Annotated in this window: 18 protein-coding genes and 3 tRNA genes; 10 read left to right on the top strand and 11 right to left on the bottom strand. The window is 69.3% G+C overall.

Translation table 11 applies throughout. The features are described from left to right. Positions 1-73 precede the first annotated feature (73 nt). The gene (locus tag ACX1D0_RS14565; RefSeq protein WP_459018712.1) at positions 74-1630 is read right to left on the bottom strand and encodes a polysaccharide deacetylase family protein; all 1557 of its coding nucleotides are present in this window, start codon (positions 1628-1630) and stop codon (positions 74-76) included. Positions 1631-1979: 349 nt separating this feature from the next. Between ACX1D0_RS14565 and ileS the strand changes: the two genes are divergently transcribed. Continuing rightward, positions 1980-5141 (top strand): isoleucine--tRNA ligase, encoded by a 3162-nt coding sequence (gene ileS / locus ACX1D0_RS14560; protein WP_459018711.1) that lies wholly within the window; start codon positions 1980-1982, stop codon positions 5139-5141. A gap of 104 nt (positions 5142-5245) precedes the next feature. On the opposite strand, the gene ACX1D0_RS14555 is transcribed toward ileS, so the two are convergent. Both ACX1D0_RS14555 and ACX1D0_RS14550 read right to left on the bottom strand, forming a co-directional pair. Continuing rightward, on the bottom strand, positions 5246-6241 hold the full coding sequence (locus ACX1D0_RS14555) for a Gfo/Idh/MocA family protein (RefSeq protein WP_459018710.1): 996 nt from the start codon (positions 6239-6241) through the stop codon (positions 5246-5248). Positions 6242-6369: 128 nt separating this feature from the next. Then, positions 6370-7545 (bottom strand): DUF480 domain-containing protein, encoded by a 1176-nt coding sequence (locus ACX1D0_RS14550; RefSeq protein WP_459018709.1) that lies wholly within the window; start codon positions 7543-7545, stop codon positions 6370-6372. A gap of 157 nt (positions 7546-7702) precedes the next feature. Between ACX1D0_RS14550 and ACX1D0_RS14545 the strand changes: the two genes are divergently transcribed. Then, entirely contained in the window at positions 7703-8977 is a 1275-nt protein-coding gene (locus ACX1D0_RS14545) for an aspartate kinase (RefSeq protein ID WP_459018708.1), read from the top strand. Between the two features lie 59 nt (positions 8978-9036). Then, on the top strand, positions 9037-10419 hold the full coding sequence (gene ngcE, locus ACX1D0_RS14540) for an N-acetylglucosamine/diacetylchitobiose ABC transporter substrate-binding protein (RefSeq protein ID WP_459018707.1): 1383 nt from the start codon (positions 9037-9039) through the stop codon (positions 10417-10419). Positions 10420-10428: 9 nt separating this feature from the next. Here ngcE and ACX1D0_RS14535 read toward each other — a convergent pair whose 3' ends face one another. Next, positions 10429-12075, bottom strand: coding sequence for a helicase HerA-like domain-containing protein (locus tag ACX1D0_RS14535; RefSeq protein WP_459018706.1), 1647 nt, complete (start codon positions 12073-12075; stop codon positions 10429-10431). 39 nt (positions 12076-12114) lie between these two features. On the opposite strand from ACX1D0_RS14535, the gene ACX1D0_RS14530 reads away from it, so the two are divergent. Beyond that, entirely contained in the window at positions 12115-12408 is a 294-nt protein-coding gene (locus tag ACX1D0_RS14530) for a type II toxin-antitoxin system VapB family antitoxin (protein WP_459018705.1), read from the top strand. Between the two features lie 33 nt (positions 12409-12441). Continuing rightward, positions 12442-13017 carry a LytR C-terminal domain-containing protein gene (locus ACX1D0_RS14525; protein ID WP_459018704.1) on the top strand — a complete coding sequence of 192 codons (576 nt, stop codon included), beginning with the start codon at positions 12442-12444 and terminating at the stop codon, positions 13015-13017. A gap of 60 nt (positions 13018-13077) precedes the next feature. Here ACX1D0_RS14525 and ACX1D0_RS14520 read toward each other — a convergent pair. Then, a tRNA-Ser gene (locus tag ACX1D0_RS14520) sits at positions 13078-13162 on the bottom strand. Positions 13163-13305: 143 nt separating this feature from the next. On the opposite strand from ACX1D0_RS14520, the gene ACX1D0_RS14515 reads away from it, so the two are divergent. After that, positions 13306-14478: an MFS transporter gene (locus ACX1D0_RS14515; RefSeq protein WP_459018703.1), complete on the top strand. Its 1173-nt coding sequence runs from the start codon at positions 13306-13308 to the stop codon at positions 14476-14478. 10 nt (positions 14479-14488) lie between these two features. Here the strand turns inward: ACX1D0_RS14515 and tadA are convergent, their stop codons facing one another. Further along, positions 14489-14920 (bottom strand): tRNA adenosine(34) deaminase TadA, encoded by a 432-nt coding sequence (tadA, locus tag ACX1D0_RS14510; RefSeq protein WP_459020463.1) that lies wholly within the window; start codon positions 14918-14920, stop codon positions 14489-14491. A 25-nt stretch (positions 14921-14945) separates the two neighbouring features. After that, positions 14946-15533, bottom strand: a complete 588-nt coding sequence (locus tag ACX1D0_RS14505; RefSeq protein ID WP_459018702.1) for a tRNA adenosine deaminase-associated protein — start codon at positions 15531-15533, stop codon at positions 14946-14948. 111 nt (positions 15534-15644) lie between these two features. Here ACX1D0_RS14505 and upp point away from each other — a divergent pair, with 111 nt between their 5' ends. Beyond that, positions 15645-16286 carry a uracil phosphoribosyltransferase gene (gene upp, locus ACX1D0_RS14500; RefSeq protein WP_459018701.1) on the top strand — a complete coding sequence of 214 codons (642 nt, stop codon included), beginning with the start codon at positions 15645-15647 and terminating at the stop codon, positions 16284-16286. A gap of 92 nt (positions 16287-16378) precedes the next feature. Next, the gene (locus tag ACX1D0_RS14495; RefSeq protein WP_459018700.1) at positions 16379-17140 is read left to right on the top strand and encodes a YwiC-like family protein; all 762 of its coding nucleotides are present in this window, start codon (positions 16379-16381) and stop codon (positions 17138-17140) included. An 89-nt stretch (positions 17141-17229) separates the two neighbouring features. Here ACX1D0_RS14495 and ACX1D0_RS14490 read toward each other — a convergent pair whose 3' ends face one another. The 3 genes from ACX1D0_RS14490 to ACX1D0_RS14480 all read right to left on the bottom strand — a co-directional run bounded on the left by ACX1D0_RS14490 (position 17230) and on the right by ACX1D0_RS14480 (position 19098). Continuing rightward, complete coding sequence (locus ACX1D0_RS14490; RefSeq protein ID WP_459018699.1) at positions 17230-18135, bottom strand: 1,4-dihydroxy-2-naphthoyl-CoA synthase; 906 nt, start codon at positions 18133-18135, stop codon at positions 17230-17232. Positions 18136-18183: 48 nt separating this feature from the next. Beyond that, on the bottom strand, positions 18184-18918 hold the full coding sequence (locus ACX1D0_RS14485; protein ID WP_459018698.1) for a glycerophosphodiester phosphodiesterase: 735 nt from the start codon (positions 18916-18918) through the stop codon (positions 18184-18186). A 107-nt stretch (positions 18919-19025) separates the two neighbouring features. Then, positions 19026-19098 (bottom strand) — tRNA-Arg (locus ACX1D0_RS14480). Between the two features lie 130 nt (positions 19099-19228). Here ACX1D0_RS14480 and ACX1D0_RS14475 point away from each other — a divergent pair. Next, entirely contained in the window at positions 19229-20713 is a 1485-nt protein-coding gene (locus tag ACX1D0_RS14475; RefSeq protein ID WP_459018697.1) for an AlkA N-terminal domain-containing protein, read from the top strand. Further along, positions 20710-21192: a methylated-DNA--[protein]-cysteine S-methyltransferase gene (locus ACX1D0_RS14470; RefSeq protein WP_459018696.1), complete on the top strand. Its 483-nt coding sequence runs from the start codon at positions 20710-20712 to the stop codon at positions 21190-21192. The genes ACX1D0_RS14475 and ACX1D0_RS14470 overlap by 4 nt, the downstream gene beginning before the upstream one ends. A 50-nt stretch (positions 21193-21242) precedes the next feature. On the opposite strand, the gene ACX1D0_RS14465 is transcribed toward ACX1D0_RS14470, so the two are convergent. Further along, positions 21243-21336 (bottom strand) — tRNA-Ser (locus ACX1D0_RS14465). Positions 21337-21349 lie beyond the last annotated feature (13 nt).

Below are 21349 nucleotides of genomic sequence, written 5' to 3'. Positions count from 1 at the left end.
CGCTACGGGCTCGATTCCGCGGCCAAGCCCCTCGCACCAGCCCTCATAGACGCCGGGGGAACGCGGCTCCGCGTCAGCCGTCCAGGAGGGTGCTGATCGTGGCAAACGTGTAGCCGCGAGCGCGGATGTCGTTGATCATCCCCTGGAGCGCATCGGCGTCGAGCGTCGACCCATCATCCGGGTGCGCTCCGACGTGCATCAGCACGACCGCACCGGGCTGGAGCGCCGACAGGACTCTCTGGCGGACGATGCTGGTGGTGATGCCTCCTGTGGTCCCCTTCCATCCCAACGTGTCCACCGTCCATCGGATGGGGATGTATCCAGCGTTGTTCACCACCTGGATGTCATAGTCCGTCCGGTCACCGAAGGGGAAGCGGAACACGGGCCTGGCGGGTTTCCCGGTCAGAGAGGTGATGGCCGACTCCGCGGCAGCGAGCTCCGCCCGGATCCCCGCATCGGTGAGCTGCGTGAAGTACGGATGCGTGTTGCTGTGGTTGCCGACGGGGTGGCCGGCCTGCGACATGTCGCGCACATCGCCCGGGAAGTCGCGAGCGAAGTCACCCGTGACGAAGAATGTGGCCGGGACCCCGTTGGCCTTCAGCGTCGCGATGATCGGGTCCACAGCACGGTTGTCGGCACCGCCGTCGAACGTGAGCGCCACCACCTTCCGGGTCGTCGGGAACACCTCGATGTCCTGGCCCCGCCACTCCTCCACCAGGCTGGACGCCGTCCGGATGAGCGTGAACTGGTTGGAGTAGTACGTCCCCCAGGGGGTGCCTGCCCCCACGCGGTACGTGTACGTCCCCGGCGTTGACTGGCCGTACGTCAACGGGATGACGAAGTAGCCGGTGGCATCCGTTGTGCGGATCTGCGATGTGCTCCACCCCGTGGACAGCAACACCTGGGTCCAGACCCGGCCTCCGCCGTAGCCGTGGACGGTCCCCCACGTGTTGGTGGGCTGGTCCACCTCCTTGGTCCCGGCGCTGTAGGCGTCCACCTTCACGGTACGGGTGAGCACGAACGACTGGGAGTACACGGTGCCCATCGACGTGCCGGCGCCCACGCGGAAGGTCTGGCCCCCCACGGTGTCGATGCCGTAGGTCAACGGAATCGCGAAGTAGCCGGATGCGCTGGCGGTCCTGACCTGCGAACGCGACCACGTCCCGTTCACCAGCGCCTCCGTCCAGACCACCCGGTTGGCGGCGCGCGGCATGGTGGCCCAGACGTAGGTCGTCTCGCCGACGGGTTTGGTGCCGGCCCAGTTCGGCTGCCAGGGCGTACGTGTGAGATCGAACGGAGCGGAGTACACCACGCCCGCACTGGTCCGGGCACCCACCCGGTACCGGTAGGAGCCCGGCGTCAGGAACCCGTAGGTCAGCTCGAGGACGAAGTAGCCGGTGCTGTCACTCCTACCCACCTGGGAACGGGACCAGGTCCCCCCCACCAGCACCTCGGTCCACACGTCGGTCGAACCGGTTTCGGTGACCGTGCCCCAGACGTTCGTCGCAAAGCCCACGGTCTTGGTCCCAGCGCTGGAAGCGCTGACGGCTGGGGAGGCAGCTGCCTGTGGTGCTGTTCCCACCAGCAACGCCAGCGCTGCGAGGATGGCGAGGAACCTTCGGAGCCTCATACATTGACACTACGCCCGAGGCCACCCGATTGCCATGCCCTGTCCCCGCGCGCATGTCAAGGGGTGGGGGCTGGGTGGGCAGGTGGACCCGAGTCCATTTCCGCTGCACCATCGCCTCACCGGTCCGCGAAGCCCTTCGACTTGACGCCGACGGCATAATGGAGCCCGTCGCACGGCACTGATGAGGCCATCACCTCGGAGCTGCCGGAAGAACGGCGGTGACACCCGCCCAGTAGAACCGGCCGCGGCAGCAACAAGTGGGGTGCCCCAGGCACCCAAGAAGGGTGGTACCGCGGGCCTCGGCTCGTCCCTTCACAGCTCAGCGACGACCGATGAGAAGGACCACCCGATGACCGACGATCCCACCATGGAGACTCCCGGCTACCGAGCCGTGCCCGCGCAGGTGGACTTCCCCGCGCTGGAGCACGAGATCCTCAGCCTGTGGGAGGAGCGCGACACCTTCGCCCGCTCACTCGAGCGCACGGCCGACGGCGAGCCGTGGACCTTCTACGAGGGCCCACCGACCGCCAACGGCATGCCTGGCACGCACCACATCGAGGCGCGCGTCTTCAAGGACCTGTTCCCGCGCTACAAGACCATGCGTGGCCACCGCGTCGAGCGGAAGGCCGGCTGGGACTGCCACGGCCTGCCCGTCGAACTTGCCGTCGAGAAGGAGCTGGGCTTCTCCGGCAAGGCGGACATCGAGGCGTTCGGGGTCGAGGCCTTCAACGCGCAGTGCCGCACGTCCGTGCTGCGGCACGTCGACGCGTTCACCGAGCTGACCGAGCGTATGGGCTACTGGGTCAACATCGACGACGCGTACGTGACCATGACGCCGGAGTACGTCGAGTCGCTGTGGTGGGCGCTCAAGCAGATCCACGGCAAGGGCCTCCTGGAGGAGGACTACCGTGTCGCCCCGTACTGCCCGCGCTGCGGCACCGCCCTCTCGGACCACGAGCTGGCCCAGGGCTACGAGGACATCACCGACCCGTCGATCTACGTCCGCTTCCCGCTCACCTCGGGTCCCCTGGCCGGCGAGGTGGACCTTCTGGTGTGGACGACGACGCCGTGGACGCTGGTCAGCAACACGGCCGTCGCGGTCCACCCCGAGGTCACCTACCGCGTGGCGACGCACCCGGAGCAGCGCTCTCTGGTCGTGGCCGAGGCCCTCGCCGACAAGGTGCTCGGCGACGAATGGACCCTCACCGACACCTTCCTCGGCCGCGACCTCGAGCGCTGGACCTACCAGCGACCCCTCGAGCTCGTGGAGTTCCCGGCTGCAGCCCACTTCGTCGTGCTGGCCGGGTACGTCACCACAGAGGACGGCTCGGGCCTGGTGCACCAGGCGCCGGCCTTCGGCGAGGACGACATGCACGTCTGCCGCGCCTACGGCCTCCCGTTCGTGAACCCCGTCCTACGCGACGGCACCTTCGAGCCGGACCTGGACCTCGTCGGCGGACAGTTCTTCAAGGACGCGGACAAGGCGATCGTCGCGGACCTGCAGGCCCGCGGCCTCATGTTCCGGGTGCTGGACTACACCCACAGCTACCCTCACTGCTGGCGCTGCCACACGCCCCTGCTCTACTACGCCATGCCGTCGTGGTACATCCGCACCACCAAGATCAAGGACCAGCTGCTGGCCGAGAACGAGGCCACCACCTGGTACCCGGACACCATCAAACACGGCCGCTACGGCGACTGGCTCAACAACAACATCGACTGGGCGCTGTCGCGCACCCGCTACTGGGGTACCCCGCTGCCGATCTGGCGGTGCGAGGACGACCACCAGGTGTGCGTCGGGTCGCGGGCCGAGCTCAGCGAGCTGACCGGCACGGACCAGAGCGCGCTGGACCCGCACCGCCCCTTCGTCGACGACATCGCCTTCGCGTGCCCCACGTGCGGGAAGGAAGCGCGACGGGTGCCCGAGGTGATCGACGCCTGGTTCGATTCGGGCGCCATGCCGTTCGCGCAGTGGGGCTATCCGCACGCCCCCGGTTCCGAGGCGGTGTTCGCGGAGCGCTACCCGGCGGACTTCATCTGCGAGGCCATCGACCAGACCCGCGGCTGGTTCTACTCGCTCATGGCCATCGGCACGCTGGTCTTCGGCGAGTCGTCCTACCGCAACGTCGTGTGCCTGGGCCACATCCTGGCCGACGATGGCCGCAAGATGAGCAAGCATCTCGGCAACGTGCTGGAGCCGATCCCGCTCATGGATCAGCACGGCGCGGACGCGGTGCGCTGGTTCATGGCCTGCTCAGGATCGCCGTGGATGGCCCGTCGCGTGGGGCATCAGGCCATCGGCGAGACGGTCCGCAAGGTGCTGCTCACCTACTGGAACACGGTGGCCTTCCACACGCTGTACGCGCGCGCCGCGAACTGGACCCCGTCCGGCGAGGCCCCTCCGGTAGCTGAACGGCACGTGCTGGACCGCTGGCTGACGTCGGCCACGCAGCAGCTGATCCTCGACACCACCCGCGCGCTGGACACCTTCGACACCCAGCACTACGGAGCGGTCCTCAGCCAGTTCATCGACGCACTGTCGAACTGGCACGTGCGGCGGTCCCGCCGTCGGTTCTGGGCGGGCGACGACGGCGCGCTCTGGACCCTGCACGAGACCCTCGACGTGCTCACGCGCCTGCTGGCGCCGATCATGCCGTTCGTCACCGAACGCGTGTGGCAGGACCTGTTCTACGCGGCGGATCCCGCGGGCCCGGATTCGGTGCACCTCACCGACTGGCCGGTGGCCGACCAGTCGCTCATCATCCCCGAGCTCACCGAGGCCATGCAGGTCACCCGCCGCACCGTCGAGCTGGGCCGCTCCGCGCGGGCCGAGTCGAAGGTCAAGATCCGGCAGGCACTGCGCAGGATGCTCGTGCCCTCATCGATCTTCGAGCGCTTGTCCGCCGAGCTCCAGGCCGAGATCCGCGCGGAGCTCAACGTGGAGTCGATCGAGTCGTTCGCGTCGCACGGCGATCTGGTGGACTACTTCGCGAAGGGCAACTTCCGCAGCCTCGGCCGGCGGTTCGCCAAGCGCACCCCGGTGATCGCCAACGCCATCGCGGAACTGGACGCCGCCTGGCTGGCCAAGGAGCTGCGCGACCTCGGCCGAGCCGTGGTGCGGGTCGACGGCGAGGATCACGAGCTCACCCCCGAGGACGTCCTGATCACCGAACGCCCCCGCGAGGGCTGGTCCGTGGTCAACGAACAGGGCGAGACCGTGGCGCTGGACCTCGAGCTCACCCCCGAACTGATCCGCTCAGGTCTTGCCCGCGAGGTCATCCGGTTCATCCAGGAGTCGCGCAAGCGTGCGGGCCTGGATGTGTCGGACCGGATCACGGTCGTGCTCGAGGCGGACGCCGACATGGCTGAGGCCGTCGAGGTGCACCGTGGGTTCATCGCCGAGGAGGTGCTGGCGGTGCAGCTGGAGTCCGGCACCGTCGAGGCGCCCACCGACGAGGATGCCGAGCTGGGCGTCAGGCTGGCCCTGCGCAAGGCGGACACCCCTACATAGGCCCTTGACAAGGGCACTCGGCGGTGTTGTACTCGAAAGATCCATCGTGTGGATCACCAGCGGGTCCTCCACCACCGGATGTGGGGGGGACCAGGAGGCTGCCGTCAACCCAGGTCGACGGTGGCCTCCTGGTGTGTGATCCCGGCCTGGTGCAGGCAGGCCTCCAGGATTCGCATCACCTCGATGGTGTCGCACAGCGGCATCGTCGGTGATTCGGTGAGCCCCTCGCGGACGCGCTGAGTGACCTCGGCGAACTCGTGGCTGTATCCACGGCCCTGCGGCAACGCCTCGATGATGCGGGGCAGGACGCCGTTGCGGTGCACCGTGATCATCGACGAATGGTGGAAACGCGGCTCCACCTCGATCCAGCCCTTCGTTCCGACGATCACCATGCGTCCTGGGCCGTAGCCGTCGAACCCGAAGGTCAGCGAGGACAGGCCGTCGCCCGCGTGCACCAGGTTGAGCGTGCAGGCCCGCTCCACACCTGAGGGGTAGAGGCGGGAGCGGCTGCAGATCTCCTTCGCCCCGCCGAGGAACGCCTGAGCGAAGCTGACCGGATAGACGCCGAGGTCCAGGATGGCGCCGCCGCCCAGCTCGGGGGTGAAGAGGCGATGGTCGGGCTGGTATTCGCGGAACGCGTACAGGTCGCCCTGGACGCCGACGACGTCGCCGATCCGGCCCCAGGCCACCACCTCGCGCGCCGCCGCGATGACCGGGAGGAAGCGCGTCCACATGGCCTCCATGGCGAACACGCCCTTCGTGCGCGCAGCGTCGACCACCTCCTGCGCACCGGCCAGGGTCGCGGTGAAGGCCTTCTCCACGAGCACGGCTTTGCCGTTGGCGATGGCGGCCAGCGCCACATCACGGTGCTGCGGGTGCGGGGTGGCGATGTAGACCACGTCGACGTCAGGTGATTCGAGCATCTCGCGGTACGAGCCGAACGCGAGTCGCACGCCGTGCTTGGCGGCGAAGTCCCGGGCTCTGGTCTTGGCGCGGGATGCCACGGCCACCAGCTCGGCCCCTGGGACGAACTGGAAGTCGCCAGCCACGCCGTTGGCGATGGCGCCTGTCCCCACGATCCCCCAGCGAACGGTAGTCATGGCCACAGGCTAGTGCCGCCGGTGGATGCCGGGGCGTGAATCGGCAGCGGCTTGGCCGTTCGGCGCGACGCCTGGACGCCTGGCGGCCAGCCACCAGGCGCGGAGGTGCGCGGGGGACCGGGGTGCGGTCATCCGCGACGCGCGAGCAGGTACAGGCGATCCGCCGGGTCGTCGTCGGAGACCACGTAGGCTTCCACGCCGCCCAGCCCCACGGCCGCGACCGCGCGTCTCACGTCAGCGACGTCGTGGCGCACGAAGGTGAGGTCCACGGCCTCCCCGAACCACTCGTCGCGATGGTCGACGGCGTTGCCCACCTGCAGCGCCACGGCCAGCACCCCGCCCGGCAGCAGCACCTCCGCGAGCCCGCGCAGCACGGCCTCGAGCTCGCTGGGCGCGAAGTGCACCAGCGAGAACCACGCCGTCACGCCACCCCAGCCCGCCGCGGTGGTGGGGCGCAGTAGCCGCCGCAGGTCCCCCACCTCGAACTCGTCCTCCGGGTACCGCGACCGCGCCTCGGCGACCATCGACGGTGACATGTCGAACCCGACGGGGTCGGCCCCCGCCCGCGCGAGGAACGCCGTCACCACCCCGGCTCCACAGCCCACGTCCGCGGTCCGGTGCGGCCCTGCCAGCTCGGCGACTCGGGTGAGGAACCACTCCTCGAACGGTGTCAGCGCCGCCCGCTCCTCCGCGTACAGCGGCGCGACGGCGTCGTAGGCCGCCACGACGGCGGCGTCGCGGGCGTCGGTCCCCCCGGCCAGCACCTGTTCGCGGTCCACGCCGGCCGGCGCCGCGTCCACCGGTGGCTCGCCCAGCAGGTGCAGCCACCGCGGGTCCTGCTGCCCCGGTCTGCGCTCCAGTTCCACCACGAGCGGTTCTTCGCGCGCGGCCAGGCCGGTGAGGCAGGCTTCGACGGCCGCCCGGTCCGCGAACGCGCACATCCGCTCAGCGCGCGTCCTCAGCTCGCCCGCAGTCTGCGGACCGCGGAGCAGGAGGAGCGTGACCAGCGCGCGCTCGTCGTCGGCCACCTTCAGGGCGTCCACCGCGGACTGGGCGTACTTGAGCGTCCGCTTGCCGTAGTCCAGCCAGGTCACGCGCACCAGCCCGCGCTCCTTGAGCGAGCGGAGCGCGTCCTGCACCGTGCGCTCGTCGTACTCGACGACGGGGTCGCGGCTGTTCCTCTGGTTGCAGGCGGTGCGCAGGGCGTTGAGCGTCAGGGGGTAGGTGTCGGGGACCGTGACCTCCTTCTCAAGGAGGCACCCGAGCACGCGCTGTTCTTCGGCGGTGAGGATCGGCAGCGTCACACCGTCGACACTACTCCCGACCCTTCGAGACGGCTGCCGGTCGCCGCGCGACGCCGGCCCCTGCAGGCAGATGGGTCCCGGATCGGGCGCGCGGCGGACGTCCTTCACGCCGTCGGGCCGGGGCAACTATCCTGTGACGGGTTCCAGGAGGTCAGGCATGGGTCGCATTGTCCAGAAGTTCGGTGGGTCGTCGGTGGCGGACGCCGAGTCGATCAAGCGCGTGGCGCGGCGCATCGCACGCACGCGGGCGGAGGGTCATGACGTCATCATCGTCATCTCGGCCATGGGGGACACCACCGACGAGCTGATGGACCTCGCGCTGAAGGTGTCGCCCCAGCCGAAGTCACGCGAGCTGGACATGCTGCTGACCACCGGTGAGCGGCAGTCGGCCGCGCTGCTCGCGATGGCGCTGTCGGACCTGGGCGTCGACGCCGTGTCCTACACCGGCTCGCAGGCCGGCGTCATCACCACCCCCACGCACGGCAACGCCCGGATCATCGACATCACCCCCGGCCGCGTCGAGAGGGCGCTGACGGAGGGCAACGTCGCCATCGTCGCCGGCTTCCAGGGAGTGTCGCAGACCACCAAGGACGTCACGACGTTGGGCCGCGGCGCGTCGGACACCACCGCCGTCGCGCTGGCCGCCGCGCTCGGCGCCGATTACTGCGAGATCTACTCCGATGTCGACGGCGTCTACACCGCAGACCCGCGGATCGTGCCGTCCGCCCGGCACATCGCGCAGATCGGGTACGAGGACATGATGGAGATGGCCGCCTCGGGCGCCAAGATCCTGCACCTGCGCTGCGTCGAGTACGCGCGCCGCGAGGGAGTGCCGGTCCACGTGCGCTCCTCCTTCACCGACAAGCCGGGCACCTGGGTCAAGAGCCAGGACGAGATCGACAAGGACGAATCCATGGAAGAAGCCATCATCACCGGCGTCGCGCACGACCGCGGCGAGGCCAAGGTCACCATCGCCGGTGTCCCGGACAAGATCGGCGAGGCCGCGCGCATCTTCAAGGCCATCGCCGAACACGAGATCAACATCGACATGATCGTGCAGAACGTCTCCCGCCTCAGTGACGTCAAGACCGATATCTCCTTCACCCTCCCCATGACCGACGGCGCCCGCGCGATCTCCGCGCTGGAGGCCATCAAGGACGAGGTGGGCTTCGACGAACTCCTCTACGACGACCAGATCGGCAAGGTCTCGGTCGTGGGCGTCGGCATGCGCTCACATCCGGGCGTGTCGGCCACCTTCTTCGAGGCTCTCGCCAGCGTCGAGGTGAATCTGCAGATGATCTCCACCTCAGAGATCCGCATCTCGGTCATCGTGGGCGCCGACGACGTGGACCGGGCCGTGCTGGCTGCCCACTCGGCCTTCGGGCTGGACGCCGAGGAGGCCGCGACCGTCTACGCCGGCACCGGCCGCTGACCCCTGTCCGGGGCGGCCGACGCGTGGCCTAAGGTGTGGCTATCCGTTCGGAGGAGCCCATGTCACGTCCCAGCCGCCGCCAGGTGTTGTCGGCGCTCGCCGTCGCGGCCGTCGCGCCGCTGACCGCCTGCCCGGCGCCGCCGTCGAACGGTACGACGTCACCTACTGCCAGCCCCTCCCCCTCACCGACCGGGCTGCCGTTCGGGCTTGTCAGCCCGTCGATCGTGCGGGCCGTGGTCTTCGACGGCGCCTTCGGGACGGACTATGTGGCCGCCGCGGCGGCGACGATGGAGGCGGCTCACCCAGGGGTCGCGGTGGCACTCTCCCCCACCGCTGACGTGCTCGCGCGTGTGGAGCCGCTCCTGGCCGACGGCGAGACCCCTCCGGACCTCGTCGACAACTCCGGCGCCCAGGTGCTCCCCGTGGGCAAGCTGGCGGACCGGTTCGAATCGCTGGACGACCTGATCGAGAGCCGCAATCTGGAGGGCAAACCCATCGGAGACACCCTCTACCACGGCGTCCTCGCGGCCGGTACCTTCAACGGCCGTTTCATCGCCCTCAATTACGCCCTCGCCGTCCACGGCCTGTGGTACTCGGCCCCCCGGTTCGCCGCCGAGGGCTGGGAGGTGCCCGCCACCTGGGACCGGATCCTGGAGTTGGGCGCTCTGGCCCGTTCGATGGGCAGCTACCTGTTCGTGTGGGGCGACGAGGCAGCCGACTACTACCAGGAGCTCGCCATCGCGTCGGCCGTCAAGGAGGGCGGCCACGAGGTCCGCGTGGCTCTGGACAACCTCTCCGACGGCGCATGGAGCCATCCTGCGGTCGCCGGAGTGCTGGAGCAGATGGAGCTCTGCGTGCGGGAGGGCTACGTCCTGGCGGGCGGGCCGTACCTGGACGCCCAGGCCAGATGGGCGCGCGACGGTGAGGCGCTCTTCTACCCCTCCGGCGCGTGGATCGCCTCGGAGATGCAGGGCGTCGAAGCAGCGGACTTCGGGATGACGGCCGCCCCCGCGCCCACGCTCACCGCGGCCCCGACGCTTCCCGCCGCGGCGGTGCACGCCGCACCCACCGAACAGTTCCTGGTGCCGCGGGACGCTGAGAACGTGGCGGGCGGGAAGGAACTGCTGCGCACGATGCTCTCCCGTGACACCGCGACCCTCTTCTCCCGCACCCACCTCATCCCCACCGTGGTGCGTGAGTCGGTGCCCGGTGATCTGGACTCGACGGCGCTCTCGTCGCAGACCCGTCTCCTGGCAGATGCCGGGGAGCACGTCTTTTCCTGGCGGTTCGCCGCGCACTACGGCCTGGGTCCGGCCAGCAACGAGGCCTGGGCGCAGTTCCTTGGCGGCGCCATCACCGCCAAGGTGCTCGCCAGCCGGCTCCAGACCCTCTCCGACGCGGTCCGTAACGACCCGTCGGTGGAGCGCTACACCGTCGAGTGACCGGTCCGGTCAGCGGCGGCGGCCGGTGCCGAACACGCCCCGGATGATCTCCCGGCCTGCCGTGCGCATGAGGTCCTTGAACACTGTGGACTTGGTCACCTGCTGCACCAGGCTCGGGTTCTCGCGCTCGTAGCGGCGGCGGGCTGCCTCCTCCGCGCGGGCCTCCCGTTCGCGCCTTGCCTGCTCGGCCCGCGCCTCACGCTCGAGACGGGCCTGCTCCTTCTCCGCGGTCTTGAGTTCCTTCTCAGCCTGCTGGAGCTGCTTCTCCCGTTCGGCCTCCAGCCGTTCCTCCTCGGCGCGCTGCGCACCCTCCGCCAGCTGCCGGGTGAGGACCTCGTAGGCGGACTGCCGGTCCAGCGGCTGGCCGTACCGGGCCATGAGGGCCGACTGCGCCACCCCGGCCCGGAGGTGCTCCGCCGGGGTGGGCCCCATCAGAGACTGCGGCGCCCACATCCGGGTCCACGCGACGGGGGTGGGGGCCCCCTTCTCGCTCATCACCGTGACGATCGCCTCGCCGATGCCCAGCTGCTGCAGCACCTCCTCGAGGTCGTAGCCCGAGTTCGGGTAGGTGGACACGGTGGCCCGGAGGGCCTTGGCGTCGTTGGGGGTGTGGGCACGCAGCTGGTGCTGGACCCGTGAGCCGAGCTGCGCCAGCACGTCGTCGGGCACGTCCTTGGGCGTCTGGGTGACGAAGAAGATGCCGACGCCCTTGGACCGGATGAGGCGGACCGTCTGTGTGATCGCGTCGAGGAACGCGTCTGAGGCGTCGTTGAACAGCAGGTGGGCCTCGTCGAAGAAGAAGACCAGTTTGGGCTTGTCGATGTCTCCCACCTCGGGCAGCGACGTGAACATGTCCGCCAGCAGCCACATGAGGAAGGTGGAGAACAGCGCGGGGCGGGTCGCCAGCTGCGGGAGTTCCAGCAACGACACCACGCCGCGACCGTCGGGCGCCACGCGCAGCAAATCGTCGGGATCGAACTCCGGCTCCCCGAAGAACACGTCCGCGCCCTGATCGGAGATGGTGATGAGGGAGCGGAGGATGACGCCGACGGTGGCCGTCGAGATGCCGCCGATGCCCTTGAGCTCAGGTTTGCCCTCGTCCGAGGTGAGGTACTTGAGCAACTCGATGAGGTCCTTGAGGTCCAGCAGCGCGAGCCCGGCCTTGTCCGCGTAGTGGAACACCAGCCCCAGCGACGACTCCTGCACCTTGTTCAGGCCCAGGACCTTGGACAGCAGAATGGGGCCGAAGGATGAGACGGTGGCACGGACCGGCACGCCGATCCCCTCGCCCCCGAGTGCGTAGAACTCGCACGGGAAGGCCGTGGGCCGCCAGTCCTGCCCCTGCCTGGCCACCCGGGCCAGCAGCTTCTCCGAGGGGTTGCCCGGCGAGGCCATGCCGCTGAGATCGCCCTTGATGTCCGCGGCGAACACGGGAACACCGGCACTGCTGAGCGCCTCCGCCATCACCTGCAGGGTGACCGTCTTGCCGGTGCCCGTGGCGCCGGCCACCAGCCCGTGACGGTTGAACATGGACAGCGGGATGCGGATCTTCGCGTCGACGACGGGGTCACCGTCGTTGAGCACGCCCAGCGTCGCGGCGGGTGCGTCGAAGGCGTACCCCGACGTGATGGTCTCGATCAGTGCCTCATTGCTCACCCCCCTACTCTGGCACAGCCCTCACGGTAGGGTGGCCCCGTGATCTTCAAGCGAGTGGGCGACTCACGCCCGTACCCGGACCACGGCTTCACGGCCAAGCAGTGGGTCGCGATCGCGCCGCATCAGGTCCGGCTCGACGAGCTGGTCACCACCAAGCGCACGCTGGACCTCGAGGCTCTCCTGGAGGAGGACTCGACGTTCTACGGGGACCTGTTCGCCCACGTCGTGTCCTACCGTGGGGATCTCTATCTGGAGGACGGCCTGCATCGGGCTCTGCGCGCCGCGCTGCAGCAACGGCAGACGATGCACGCTCGCGTCCTCGAGTTGAAGTAGTTTGTATCACCCGACGAAAGCAGACCCCTACCAGTGCGCATCTTCAGGCTCATCGCAACCCCTATCCTCCTTCTGGGGTTGCTGGGGCTGCTCCTGTGGGGCGCGTCGTGGGGTTGGAAGGCGCTGACTGAGCCGCTGCCCTCGCCGTCGCCCACCCCCTGCGTGGTCGGACCGGCTGAGGTGGTCACCCCGGCGGACATCTCGGTACGCGTCCTCAACGGGGGCTTCACAAGCGGCCTGGCCAACAGGGTCGGTTCCCACATGGAACGGGCCGGCTTCACGGTCATCAGGGTCGGCAACACAGACGAGCGCGTCTTCGGGACAGTGATCAGGGCCAACCAGCGCGACACTTTGCAGGTGGATCTGGTGGCGTCACAGTTCATCGAGCCAGTCATTGAGTACGACGATCGAGTGGATGGGACCGTCGATATCCTCGTCGGCACCGATTTCAGGGGGAGCAATCCATCCCCTCCGAGTACACAGGCAACACCAACCGACGGCCAGTTCTGCCGGGTACCTTCACCGTCGCCTTCTCCGTCGGTCCTGGAAACGCCAGCTTCAAGCCCGTCTGCCGCGCCCGCCACGCCACAACCCACAACAGAGGGCTAGGCTCAAAACACTGAAGCCCCCGACCGTAAGGTCAGGGGCTTCAGTTCGTCAGAGACGCGGCGGTGATGGAGGGATTTGAACCCCCGGTGGGTTGCCCCACTCTCGCTTTCGAGGCGAGCTCTTTCGGCCGCTCAGACACATCACCGCCCTGAAGTTTACCGACGCCTCCGCACTTTGACCAATCGGTGAACAGCCGGTGACACGCAGGCGACGCCGGGCAGAGCCCCCCTCGAGCCACGAAAAAACCCAGGATCATCGGTATGGTCGGCGTCGCCGTATGGTTGGCCGGTGCATGACTTCACGGCGTTGCTGAGGGCCCCCGGGCTGGCGCGCATCCTCCTGACCCAGCTCGCCGCGCGGTTGCCCGCCGGCATGTACTCGCTGGGCATCCTCATGCATGTGCAACAGACGTACGGCAGCTACACCGCCGCCGGGCTGGTCCTCGCGGCCTTCTCAGTCGGGATGGCGGTGGCCGGGCCCGTCGTGTCGCGGCAGCTGAGCAGGCTCGGGACTCTGCCCGTACTCCTCGGCACGCTCATCATCTCGGTGGCATCCTTCGCTCTCCTCGCCACGCTGGAGCTACCGCTGGCCGGCGTCATGGCGTTGGGCGCCCTGGGCGGCGCCGCCATGCCCCCGGTGATCCCCGCTGTGCGCACCCTGTATCCGCAACTGGCGCCGCCTCACCTCCTCACCGCCCTGTTCAGCTTCGACGCAGCGCTTCAGGAGGTCATCTGGGTGATCGGGCCGGTGGCCATCACCATGCTGGTGGCCGGGCTGGGATCCGGTCCCGCGCTGCTCGTCGTGGTGGTGGTCCAGGTGGTCGGGGGGCTGATGTTCATGCTGGCGCCCCGCGTCCGGATGCAAAAGATCCCGGCCGCCACCCGACGATTCGGCCGGGTGCTCAGCAACCCCTCGGTGCTCCTCATGGTCGTGATGTCGCTGCTGATGATCGGCGCCTTCGCGGCGATGGAGGCCGCGGTGGTGGCCTCGTTCGGCGACGGCTCCGTCAGCGCCGGTGTGGTGCTGGCAATCTCGTCGTTCGGCTCGCTCCTGGGCGGCCTGGCGGCCGGCAACCGGCCGATCAGCCGGTGGTCGCTGGCGCTGCGGATGCTCATCGTGGTGGTCGGCTTCGGACTGGCGGCGCTGCTCTCGGGATTCTGGGGGCTGTCGGCCGCGCTCTTCCTTGCAGGGTTCGGGATTGCGCCGGCGCTGGCCGCCGTGTCGTCGGTGATCGCCGGCAGCGTGCCGTTCGCCGAGACCGCGGAGGCCTACGGCTGGATCGGCACCGGCCAGTTGCTCGGCGCGTCGGTGGGATCGGCGTCCGCCGGGATCGCGATCGACGCAGCGGGTGGACACGGCGGCATCCTGGTGGCGGTGGGGATCGCGGCGGCCGGCGTGGTGGTGGCCAGCGCATTCCGCCGTGCGCAACCGGACCTCCGTCAGGGCATCGTCTCCCTTTGAGCGGAGGCGCTCAGCGACGCTCGGCGAAGAACCCTTCCAGCACCTGCGCGCACTCGTCGGCGAGCACTCCCGAGGTGACGGCCGGCCGGTGGTTGAGCCGTGGGTCACGCACTACGTCCCACAACGACGCCACCGCCCCGGCCTTCTCGTCGAAGGCCCCGAACACGAGGTGCCCGATCCGCGAGGCCACCACTGCACCGGCGCACATCGTGCAGGGCTCCAGCGTGACCACCAAGGTGCAGCCCGACAGCCGCCACTCACCGACTGCCTCCGCGGCGCGGCGGAGGGCTACGATCTCCGCGTGCGCGGTGGGGTCTTCCAATAGTTCACGCTCATTGCCGGCCCTGGCGAGCACATCGCCATCGGGTCCCAGCACCACGGCCCCGATGGGCACGTCGCCGTGCAGCTCGGCGGCGCGGGCCTCCTGCAGCGCGAGGCGCATGGCCTCGTGCCAGCGCGTGCCCACGCTAGCCGTCGAATGCCTCGACGGCGCTCTCGAACTCTGCCGAGATCTTCAGCTTGGCCGCGATCCGCCCGAGCAGCACGTCGGAGTCCTCGTCGTAATCCGTGGCGATGGCTTCCAGCTCGAAGGCACGCAAACCGCTGGCGGCGTACATGCTGAGGTCCCCCAGGGGAGACGGGTCGTCGTCCTCGTCCGGCATCTCCTCGCCGAGGTAGTCCACGACGTCGCGGGCGATGGGCCAGTCGTTGGCGGCCGTGACGTCCGAGAGCAGCACCTCGACGGTGCGTCCGCGCACGCGGCAGATCACGAAGAACTCACCCGCCACCGACACCCAGCCGTCCGCACCCGAGTCCCCCGGGAGGCGGCTGAGTTGGTTCATCAGTTCATCGAGGTCGTTGGCCAGGTCCACGTCCATGGGGACGGCGACTGCCCTGCCATCCTCCCGGTACAGGGCGACCACCAGGTCGACGTCGTCCTCGGTGGCGTCCTCAAGGTCGTCGAAATCGTCCGCGTCCTCATCCGAGTCCTCAGAGTCTCCGTTGTCCACGCCGGTGAGGTCGAATGGCTCGGCGTCCTCGTCAAACACGTCCACGGTTACTCCTTTCGTCGAATGCGCCTCCATCCTTGCATGACTGGCACGTGGACACACCCCCCGGGGCCCGAACAGCTACGCGCCCCGGCGCGGTTGTGCCAAGGTAGGGGGGTGGAACTCTGCGTCGTCACCCATCCCCTCGTCGATCACAAGCTGACGCTCCTGCGAAACAGGAACACCGAGCAGCCGGTGTTCCGCCGCCTGGTCGAGGAGCTGGTCACCCTGCTGGCCTACGAGGCGACGCGCGGGGTGCGCGTCACGCAGACCCAGATCGAGACGCCGGTCACCAGCACCACCGGCGTGAAGCTCGCCCAGCCGGCCCCGCTCGTCGTGCCGATTCTCCGGGCCGGGCTGGGCATGCTCGACGGCATGCTGCGGCTGATGCCTACGGCTGAAGTGGGGTTCCTCGGAATGATCAGGGACGAGGTGACCCTCCAACCGGTCACCTATGCCGAGCGGCTCCCCCAGGACCTCTCGGGCCGCCAGTGCTACGTCCTGGACCCGATGCTGGCGACGGGCGGGTCCCTCGGCGGCGCCGTGCAGTACCTGGTGGACCGAGGCGCAGACGACATCACGTGCATCTGCCTGCTCGCCGCACCGGAGGGCATCGAGAAGCTCAACCAGCTCCTGGCGGACCTGGACACCCCCTGCACCCTGGTGGTGGCGGCGGTCGACGAGCGGCTCAACGAGCACGGCTACATCGTGCCCGGCCTGGGCGACGCCGGAGACCGGCTCTACGGCCTGGCCGACTGACAATGGTCACGCGGTGCGAGCCGCGGGCCAACTTCCAGCCCCCCACCGCCCCCGGTGGTGACGGCGAGGGCGGCGTCGGCTAGCGTGACCGGATGGGTGGTCGGACAGCGGGCTGGATCCCGAAGCAGCACGGCGCATGGGCCATGCTCATCGTCCCCTTCCTGGCCGGTCTGGCGATGGCCCGCGATTCGCGCCCCCTGGGCGCCGGCGACGCCACCCTCGGGCTCACGTGGCTCGTCGGCTACTTCGCCTACAACGCCGCCATCCTGACCCTGCGAGCCGCCCCACGACGACGGGACCGCTACGTCCCGGCCCTCGTCGTGTACGGCGCCGGGGCCCTCGTCATGGGACTCTCGACGCTCGCACTCACAGGGTGGTGGCTGCTGGCCTGGGTGCCGGCTTACACAGTGCTGGTGGGCTGGGCCCTCTGGCTGGCGTGGACGAAGCGTGAGCGCTCGCTCCTGTCCGGGGTGCTGACTGTCGTGGCCTCGTGCGGGCTGATGGCGGTGCTTCAACCGTGGGGCGCCGACGACCCCTCCCGCTGGCGCGACCTCGCGATCATGCTGGTGATCACGGCGTACTTCGTCGGCACGGTTCTGCACGTCAAAGCACTCATCCGGGAACGCAACGATCCTGCCTCCACCCAGCGTTCCAGGGCTTACCACGCCGCAGTCGCGTTGGTAGCGGTCGCCGCCGTCGGCGCGGGATGGCTGGGATGGTGGTGGCTGCCCTGGGCGGCGGCCCTCGTCGCCCGCTCCGCCTGGATGCCGCGGGCGGCGCGCCGACCCGCCCAGATCGGCGTGGTCGAGATCCTGCTGTCGGCCTGGGCGCTGGGGTTGTCGCTGCTGGGCTGACCACCTGCTGGGGAGCCCTGCCCGACCCTGCGACAGGAGTGGGCAGGGAGTGACGGGTGACCCTCGTTTCGCGCCTGTCAGGCGCCCGCTCAGTAGTAGTAGGGGAACTTCGACCAGTCCGGCGCCCGCTTCTCGAGGAACGAGTCCCTGCCCTCGACGGCCTCGTCGGTCATGTATGCCAGCCGCGTCGTCTCGCCGGCGAACACCTGCTGGCCGATCAGCCCGTCGTCGATGGCGTTGAATGCGAACTTCAGCATGCGCTGCGCGGTCGGCGACTTCCCGCAGATCTTCGCGGCCCACTCCAGGCCCACGTCCTCCAGGTCCGCGTGCGGCACCACCCGGTTCACCATGCCCATCCGGTGCGCGTCCTCCGCGTCGTGGACGTCGCCGAGGAAGAAGATCTCGCGGGCGAACTTCTGCCCCACCTGGCGCGCAAGGTAGGCAGACCCGAAGCCCGCGTCGAAGGAGCCGACGTCGGCGTCGGTCTGCTTGAACTTGGCGTGTTCGCGCGACGCCAGGCTGAGGTCCGCCACGACGTGCAACGAATGCCCGCCGCCGGCCGCCCACCCGTTGACCAGCGCGATCACCACCTTCGGCATGAACCGGATGAGCCGCTGCACCTCGAGGATGTGCAGGCGTCCGAGCTTGGCCGCGTCGACGCCGTCGGCCGTCTCCCCCTCCGCGTACTGATAGCCGGCGCGGCCCCGGATGCGCTGATCGCCTCCTGAGCAGAATGCCCACCCGCCGTCCTTGAGCGCGGGACCATTGCCCGTCAGCAGCACGCAACCGACATCAGAGGAGGTGCGCGCATGCTCCAGCGCCCGGTAGAGCTCGTCGACGGTGTGTGGCCGGAAGGCGTTGCGCACCTCGGGCCGGTCGAGCGCGATCCGGACAGCAGGAACATGCTTGGCACGGTGGTAGGTGATGTCCGTGAAGCTGAAGCCCTGGACCTCGTCCCACAGCTCGGGACGGAACGGATTGCCGGTGTTGCTCATGAGGCGAGCCTAACGGCCCACCGGCGCCGTCGTCGGGCGCCTGGGCGGCTAGCCCCCGGGGGTGCGGAGGAGCTCACCGAGCCGGTCTGGGAAGTTGGTGATGATGGCGTCCACGCCGAGGTCTGCCAGCCAGCGGGCGTCCTCATCCTTGTTCACCGTCCACGGATGCACCTTGATGCCTGCCTCGTGGCAGAGCCACACGAAGTTGGGCTGCTGAATCGCCAGGTAGTGCGGGTGGATTGCGCCGGCGCCGAACCAGGTGGCGTACTTCCACGGGTCGAAGATGCCGTCTGAGATGAGCAGCCCCAGCTGATCACGCGCCACCCGTCCGCGGAGGTTGGCCAGCGAGAAGTGGTTGAAGGACGAGTACAGCACCTGCTCTGTCATGCCCGCATCCCGCACGATCCGCAGGACGTCCTCCTCGAGCCCCGGGTAGAGCACGACGGTGTTCTTGAGCTCGATGTTGACCGTGACTCCCGTGCCTCGGAAGAGGTCCAGCACTTCGCGCAGCGTCGGGATCCTGACGTTGCGACGGCCGGCGAAGCCGTTGGAGAAGTCGCAGTGGCGCAATTCCTCGAGCGTCTGGTCCACCACCCGTCCGAAGCCGTTGGAGGTTCGGTTGATCGTCTCGTCGTGAATGGCCACGATGTGCCCGTCGGCGGTGCGTTGCACGTCGAGTTCCACGCCGTCGGCCCCCATCTGCAGGGCCAGTTGGAAGGCGGGCAGGGTGTTCTCAGGCGCGTAGGCGCTCGCGCCGCGATGGGCCCAGATGGCTGTTGTCACGTCAATATCCTGCCACTCTTTGTCGTTCCTCCCGCCACCACTGACTGGGGTGGAGTGGCCAGGAAAGACGACGAGGCGCCGGGTGCGATGCCCGGCGCCTCGTCCAGCGCGCTCGGAGGGACTCGAACCCCCAACCTTCTGATCCGTAGTCAGATGCTCTATCCGTTGAGCCACGAGCGCTGGCCGAGTGGTAACTATACGTGGCAGGCACTGGTTGGGCAAACGCGCTCACTCGGACAGCGAACCGTCACGCGCCGCGATGTCGCATTCCTGCGAGAGACCGCGGCGGGCATGCGCCATGCTTGATGCCATGCACGACGACACGGCCACGCGCCTGCGGGCCATCCAGGCCAAGGATCCCCGCTTCGACGGGTGTTTCGTGACCGGGGTCACGTCGACGGGCATCTACTGCCGGCCCAGCTGTCCCGCCCGCACACCGCACGCCCGCAACGTCCGCTTCTTCCCCACTGCGGCGGCCGCTCAACTCGCCGGCTTCCGTGCCTGCAAGCGCTGCCTACCGGGCGCGACCCCCGGCTCACCGGCATGGGACGTACGGGGGGACAGCGTGGCCCGGGCGGTCCGGCTCATCAACGACGGCGTCATGGATCGCGAGGGCGTCGGCGGTCTCGCTTCGCGGTTGGGCTACTCCACCCGTCAGATCCAGCGGCTGCTGGCCGACGGCGCGGGCGCCGGCCCGTTGGCCCTTGCCCGCGCCCGCCGTGCGCAGACGGCTCGGACCCTCCTGGAGGCCACCTCGCTCACGCTGCCGGAGGTCGCCTTCGCCGCCGGGTTCTCCAGCCTCCGCTCCTTCAACGCCACCATCCGCGAGGTTTACGACGCCACCCCGAGCCAATTGCGGCGGCCTTCGCGGGGTCCCGGTTCGAGCCCTGACGGCGGGCTCACGTTCGTCCACCTCACGCTGGCGGTCAGGAAACCGTTCTGCCCGTGCAACGTCTTCGGCCACCTCATCGCCACCTCCGTCGCCGGCGTCGAGTCGTTTCACGACGGCGCCTACCACCGCACGCTGCGACTGCCGACCGGGCACGCCGTCGTGTCCCTCCGGCCAGCGGGAGACGGGGTCGAGGCACGCATCGGCCTGAGCGACATCGTCCAACTGCCGACGGCCGTCGCTCGCGTGCGCCGGCTCCTGGATCTCGACGCCGACCCCGTCGCCGTCGACGGTCTGCTCGCGTCGGACCCCCTCCTGGCACCGCTCGTCGCCGCGCATCCCGGCCGCAGGATCCCGCGCGGGGTCGACGGCGACGAAGTGGCCTTCCGGATCCTCCTCGGCCAGCAGGTGTCGACGGCGGCGGCGCGGACCCATGGATCGCGGCTGGTCGAACGGGTCGGCGCCCGCGTCGAGACCGGGATTCCGGGCCTGACGCACCTGTTCCCCACCGCCGCCGCTGTGGCGGAGGTGGCCGACGAAGCCCTGGCCTTCCCGGCCTCGCGCCGCGACACCATCCGCCGACTGGCGCGCGCGCTCGCCGACGGCGAACTGGACCTCTCCGTCGGCGCCGACCGCGACGCCGCCCGCGCGGCGCTGGCCGCCCTCACGGGGATCGGGCCCTGGACCGTCGAGATGATCGCCATGCGAGGGCTTGGCGACCCGGACGCCTTCCCTGCCACGGACTTGGGCGTGATGCGCGCCGCCCGGGAGCTCGGCGTGTCCGTAGGGTCCAGATCGGCAGCCTGGCGACCGTGGCGGTCCTACGCGACCCAACACCTGTGGGCGCTCACGCCCCACGCCGTCAACACGATTCCCGGCGTACCCGGATGCGAGGAGAAGTCATGACCTACAGCGTGATGGAGTCACCCATCGGACCGCTGACGATCGTCCAGCGCGACGGCACACTGATCGCCGTCCTCATGGACGGCCACAGGAAGCCACCGGTGGACACCCCCGACTGGGGTGACCAGGTCGACGACGCGCTCCCGGAGGCCACCCGCCAGCTCACCGAGTACTTCGCCGGGCAGCGCACCGAGTTCGACCTGCAGCTCTCGCCGTCAGGCACGGACTTCCAGCGCCAGGTGTGGGAGGCCCTCACCGAGATCCCCTACGGGGAGACGCGCAGCTACGGCCAGCTGGCCACGGCGATCGGGCGCCCCGGCGCCTCGCGTGCCGTGGGTGCGGCGAACAGCAGAAACCCCATCAGCATCGTCGTGCCGTGCCACCGCGTGATAGGGGCGAGCGGGATGCTCACTGGCTACTCCGGAGGCCCTGAACGCAAGCAGTTCCTCTTGGACCTGGAACGGGCGAACATCGCCGCCTGAGGCGGACTAGCAGAGCCCCTGGCAACGGGTCCCAGGGGCTCGATCACAACTGGCGGAGGCGGCGGGATTTGAACCCGCGATGGGGTTGAAGCCCCAAACCCGCTTAGCAGGCGGGCGCCATAGACCGGACTAGGCGACACCTCCAGTGCCGTCACAG

This window comes from Tessaracoccus pujii (assembly GCF_054483895.1).
Note: the sequence above shows the minus strand (reverse complement) of the source record. Positions and strands in the feature narration are given on the sequence as shown.

What these genes read in the sequence shown, in the direction of transcription:
- ACX1D0_RS14490 (WP_459018699.1), bottom strand. Translation starts at nt 18,135, where the DNA reads ATGAGCAACACCGGCAATCCGTTCCGTCCCGAGCTGTGGGACGAGGTC.
- ACX1D0_RS14495 (WP_459018700.1), top strand. Translation starts at nt 16,379, where the DNA reads ATGGGTGGTCGGACAGCGGGCTGGATCCCGAAGCAGCACGGCGCATGG.
- ACX1D0_RS14565 (WP_459018712.1), bottom strand. Translation starts at nt 1,630, where the DNA reads ATGAGGCTCCGAAGGTTCCTCGCCATCCTCGCAGCGCTGGCGTTGCTG.
- ACX1D0_RS14475 (WP_459018697.1), top strand. Translation starts at nt 19,229, where the DNA reads ATGCACGACGACACGGCCACGCGCCTGCGGGCCATCCAGGCCAAGGAT.
- ACX1D0_RS14555 (WP_459018710.1), bottom strand. Translation starts at nt 6,241, where the DNA reads ATGACTACCGTTCGCTGGGGGATCGTGGGGACAGGCGCCATCGCCAAC.
- ACX1D0_RS14545 (WP_459018708.1), top strand. Translation starts at nt 7,703, where the DNA reads ATGGGTCGCATTGTCCAGAAGTTCGGTGGGTCGTCGGTGGCGGACGCC.
- tadA (WP_459020463.1), bottom strand. Translation starts at nt 14,920, where the DNA reads ATGCGCCTCGCGCTGCAGGAGGCCCGCGCCGCCGAGCTGCACGGCGAC.
- ngcE (WP_459018707.1), top strand. Translation starts at nt 9,037, where the DNA reads ATGTCACGTCCCAGCCGCCGCCAGGTGTTGTCGGCGCTCGCCGTCGCG.
- ileS (WP_459018711.1), top strand. Translation starts at nt 1,980, where the DNA reads ATGACCGACGATCCCACCATGGAGACTCCCGGCTACCGAGCCGTGCCC.
- ACX1D0_RS14470 (WP_459018696.1), top strand. Translation starts at nt 20,710, where the DNA reads ATGACCTACAGCGTGATGGAGTCACCCATCGGACCGCTGACGATCGTC.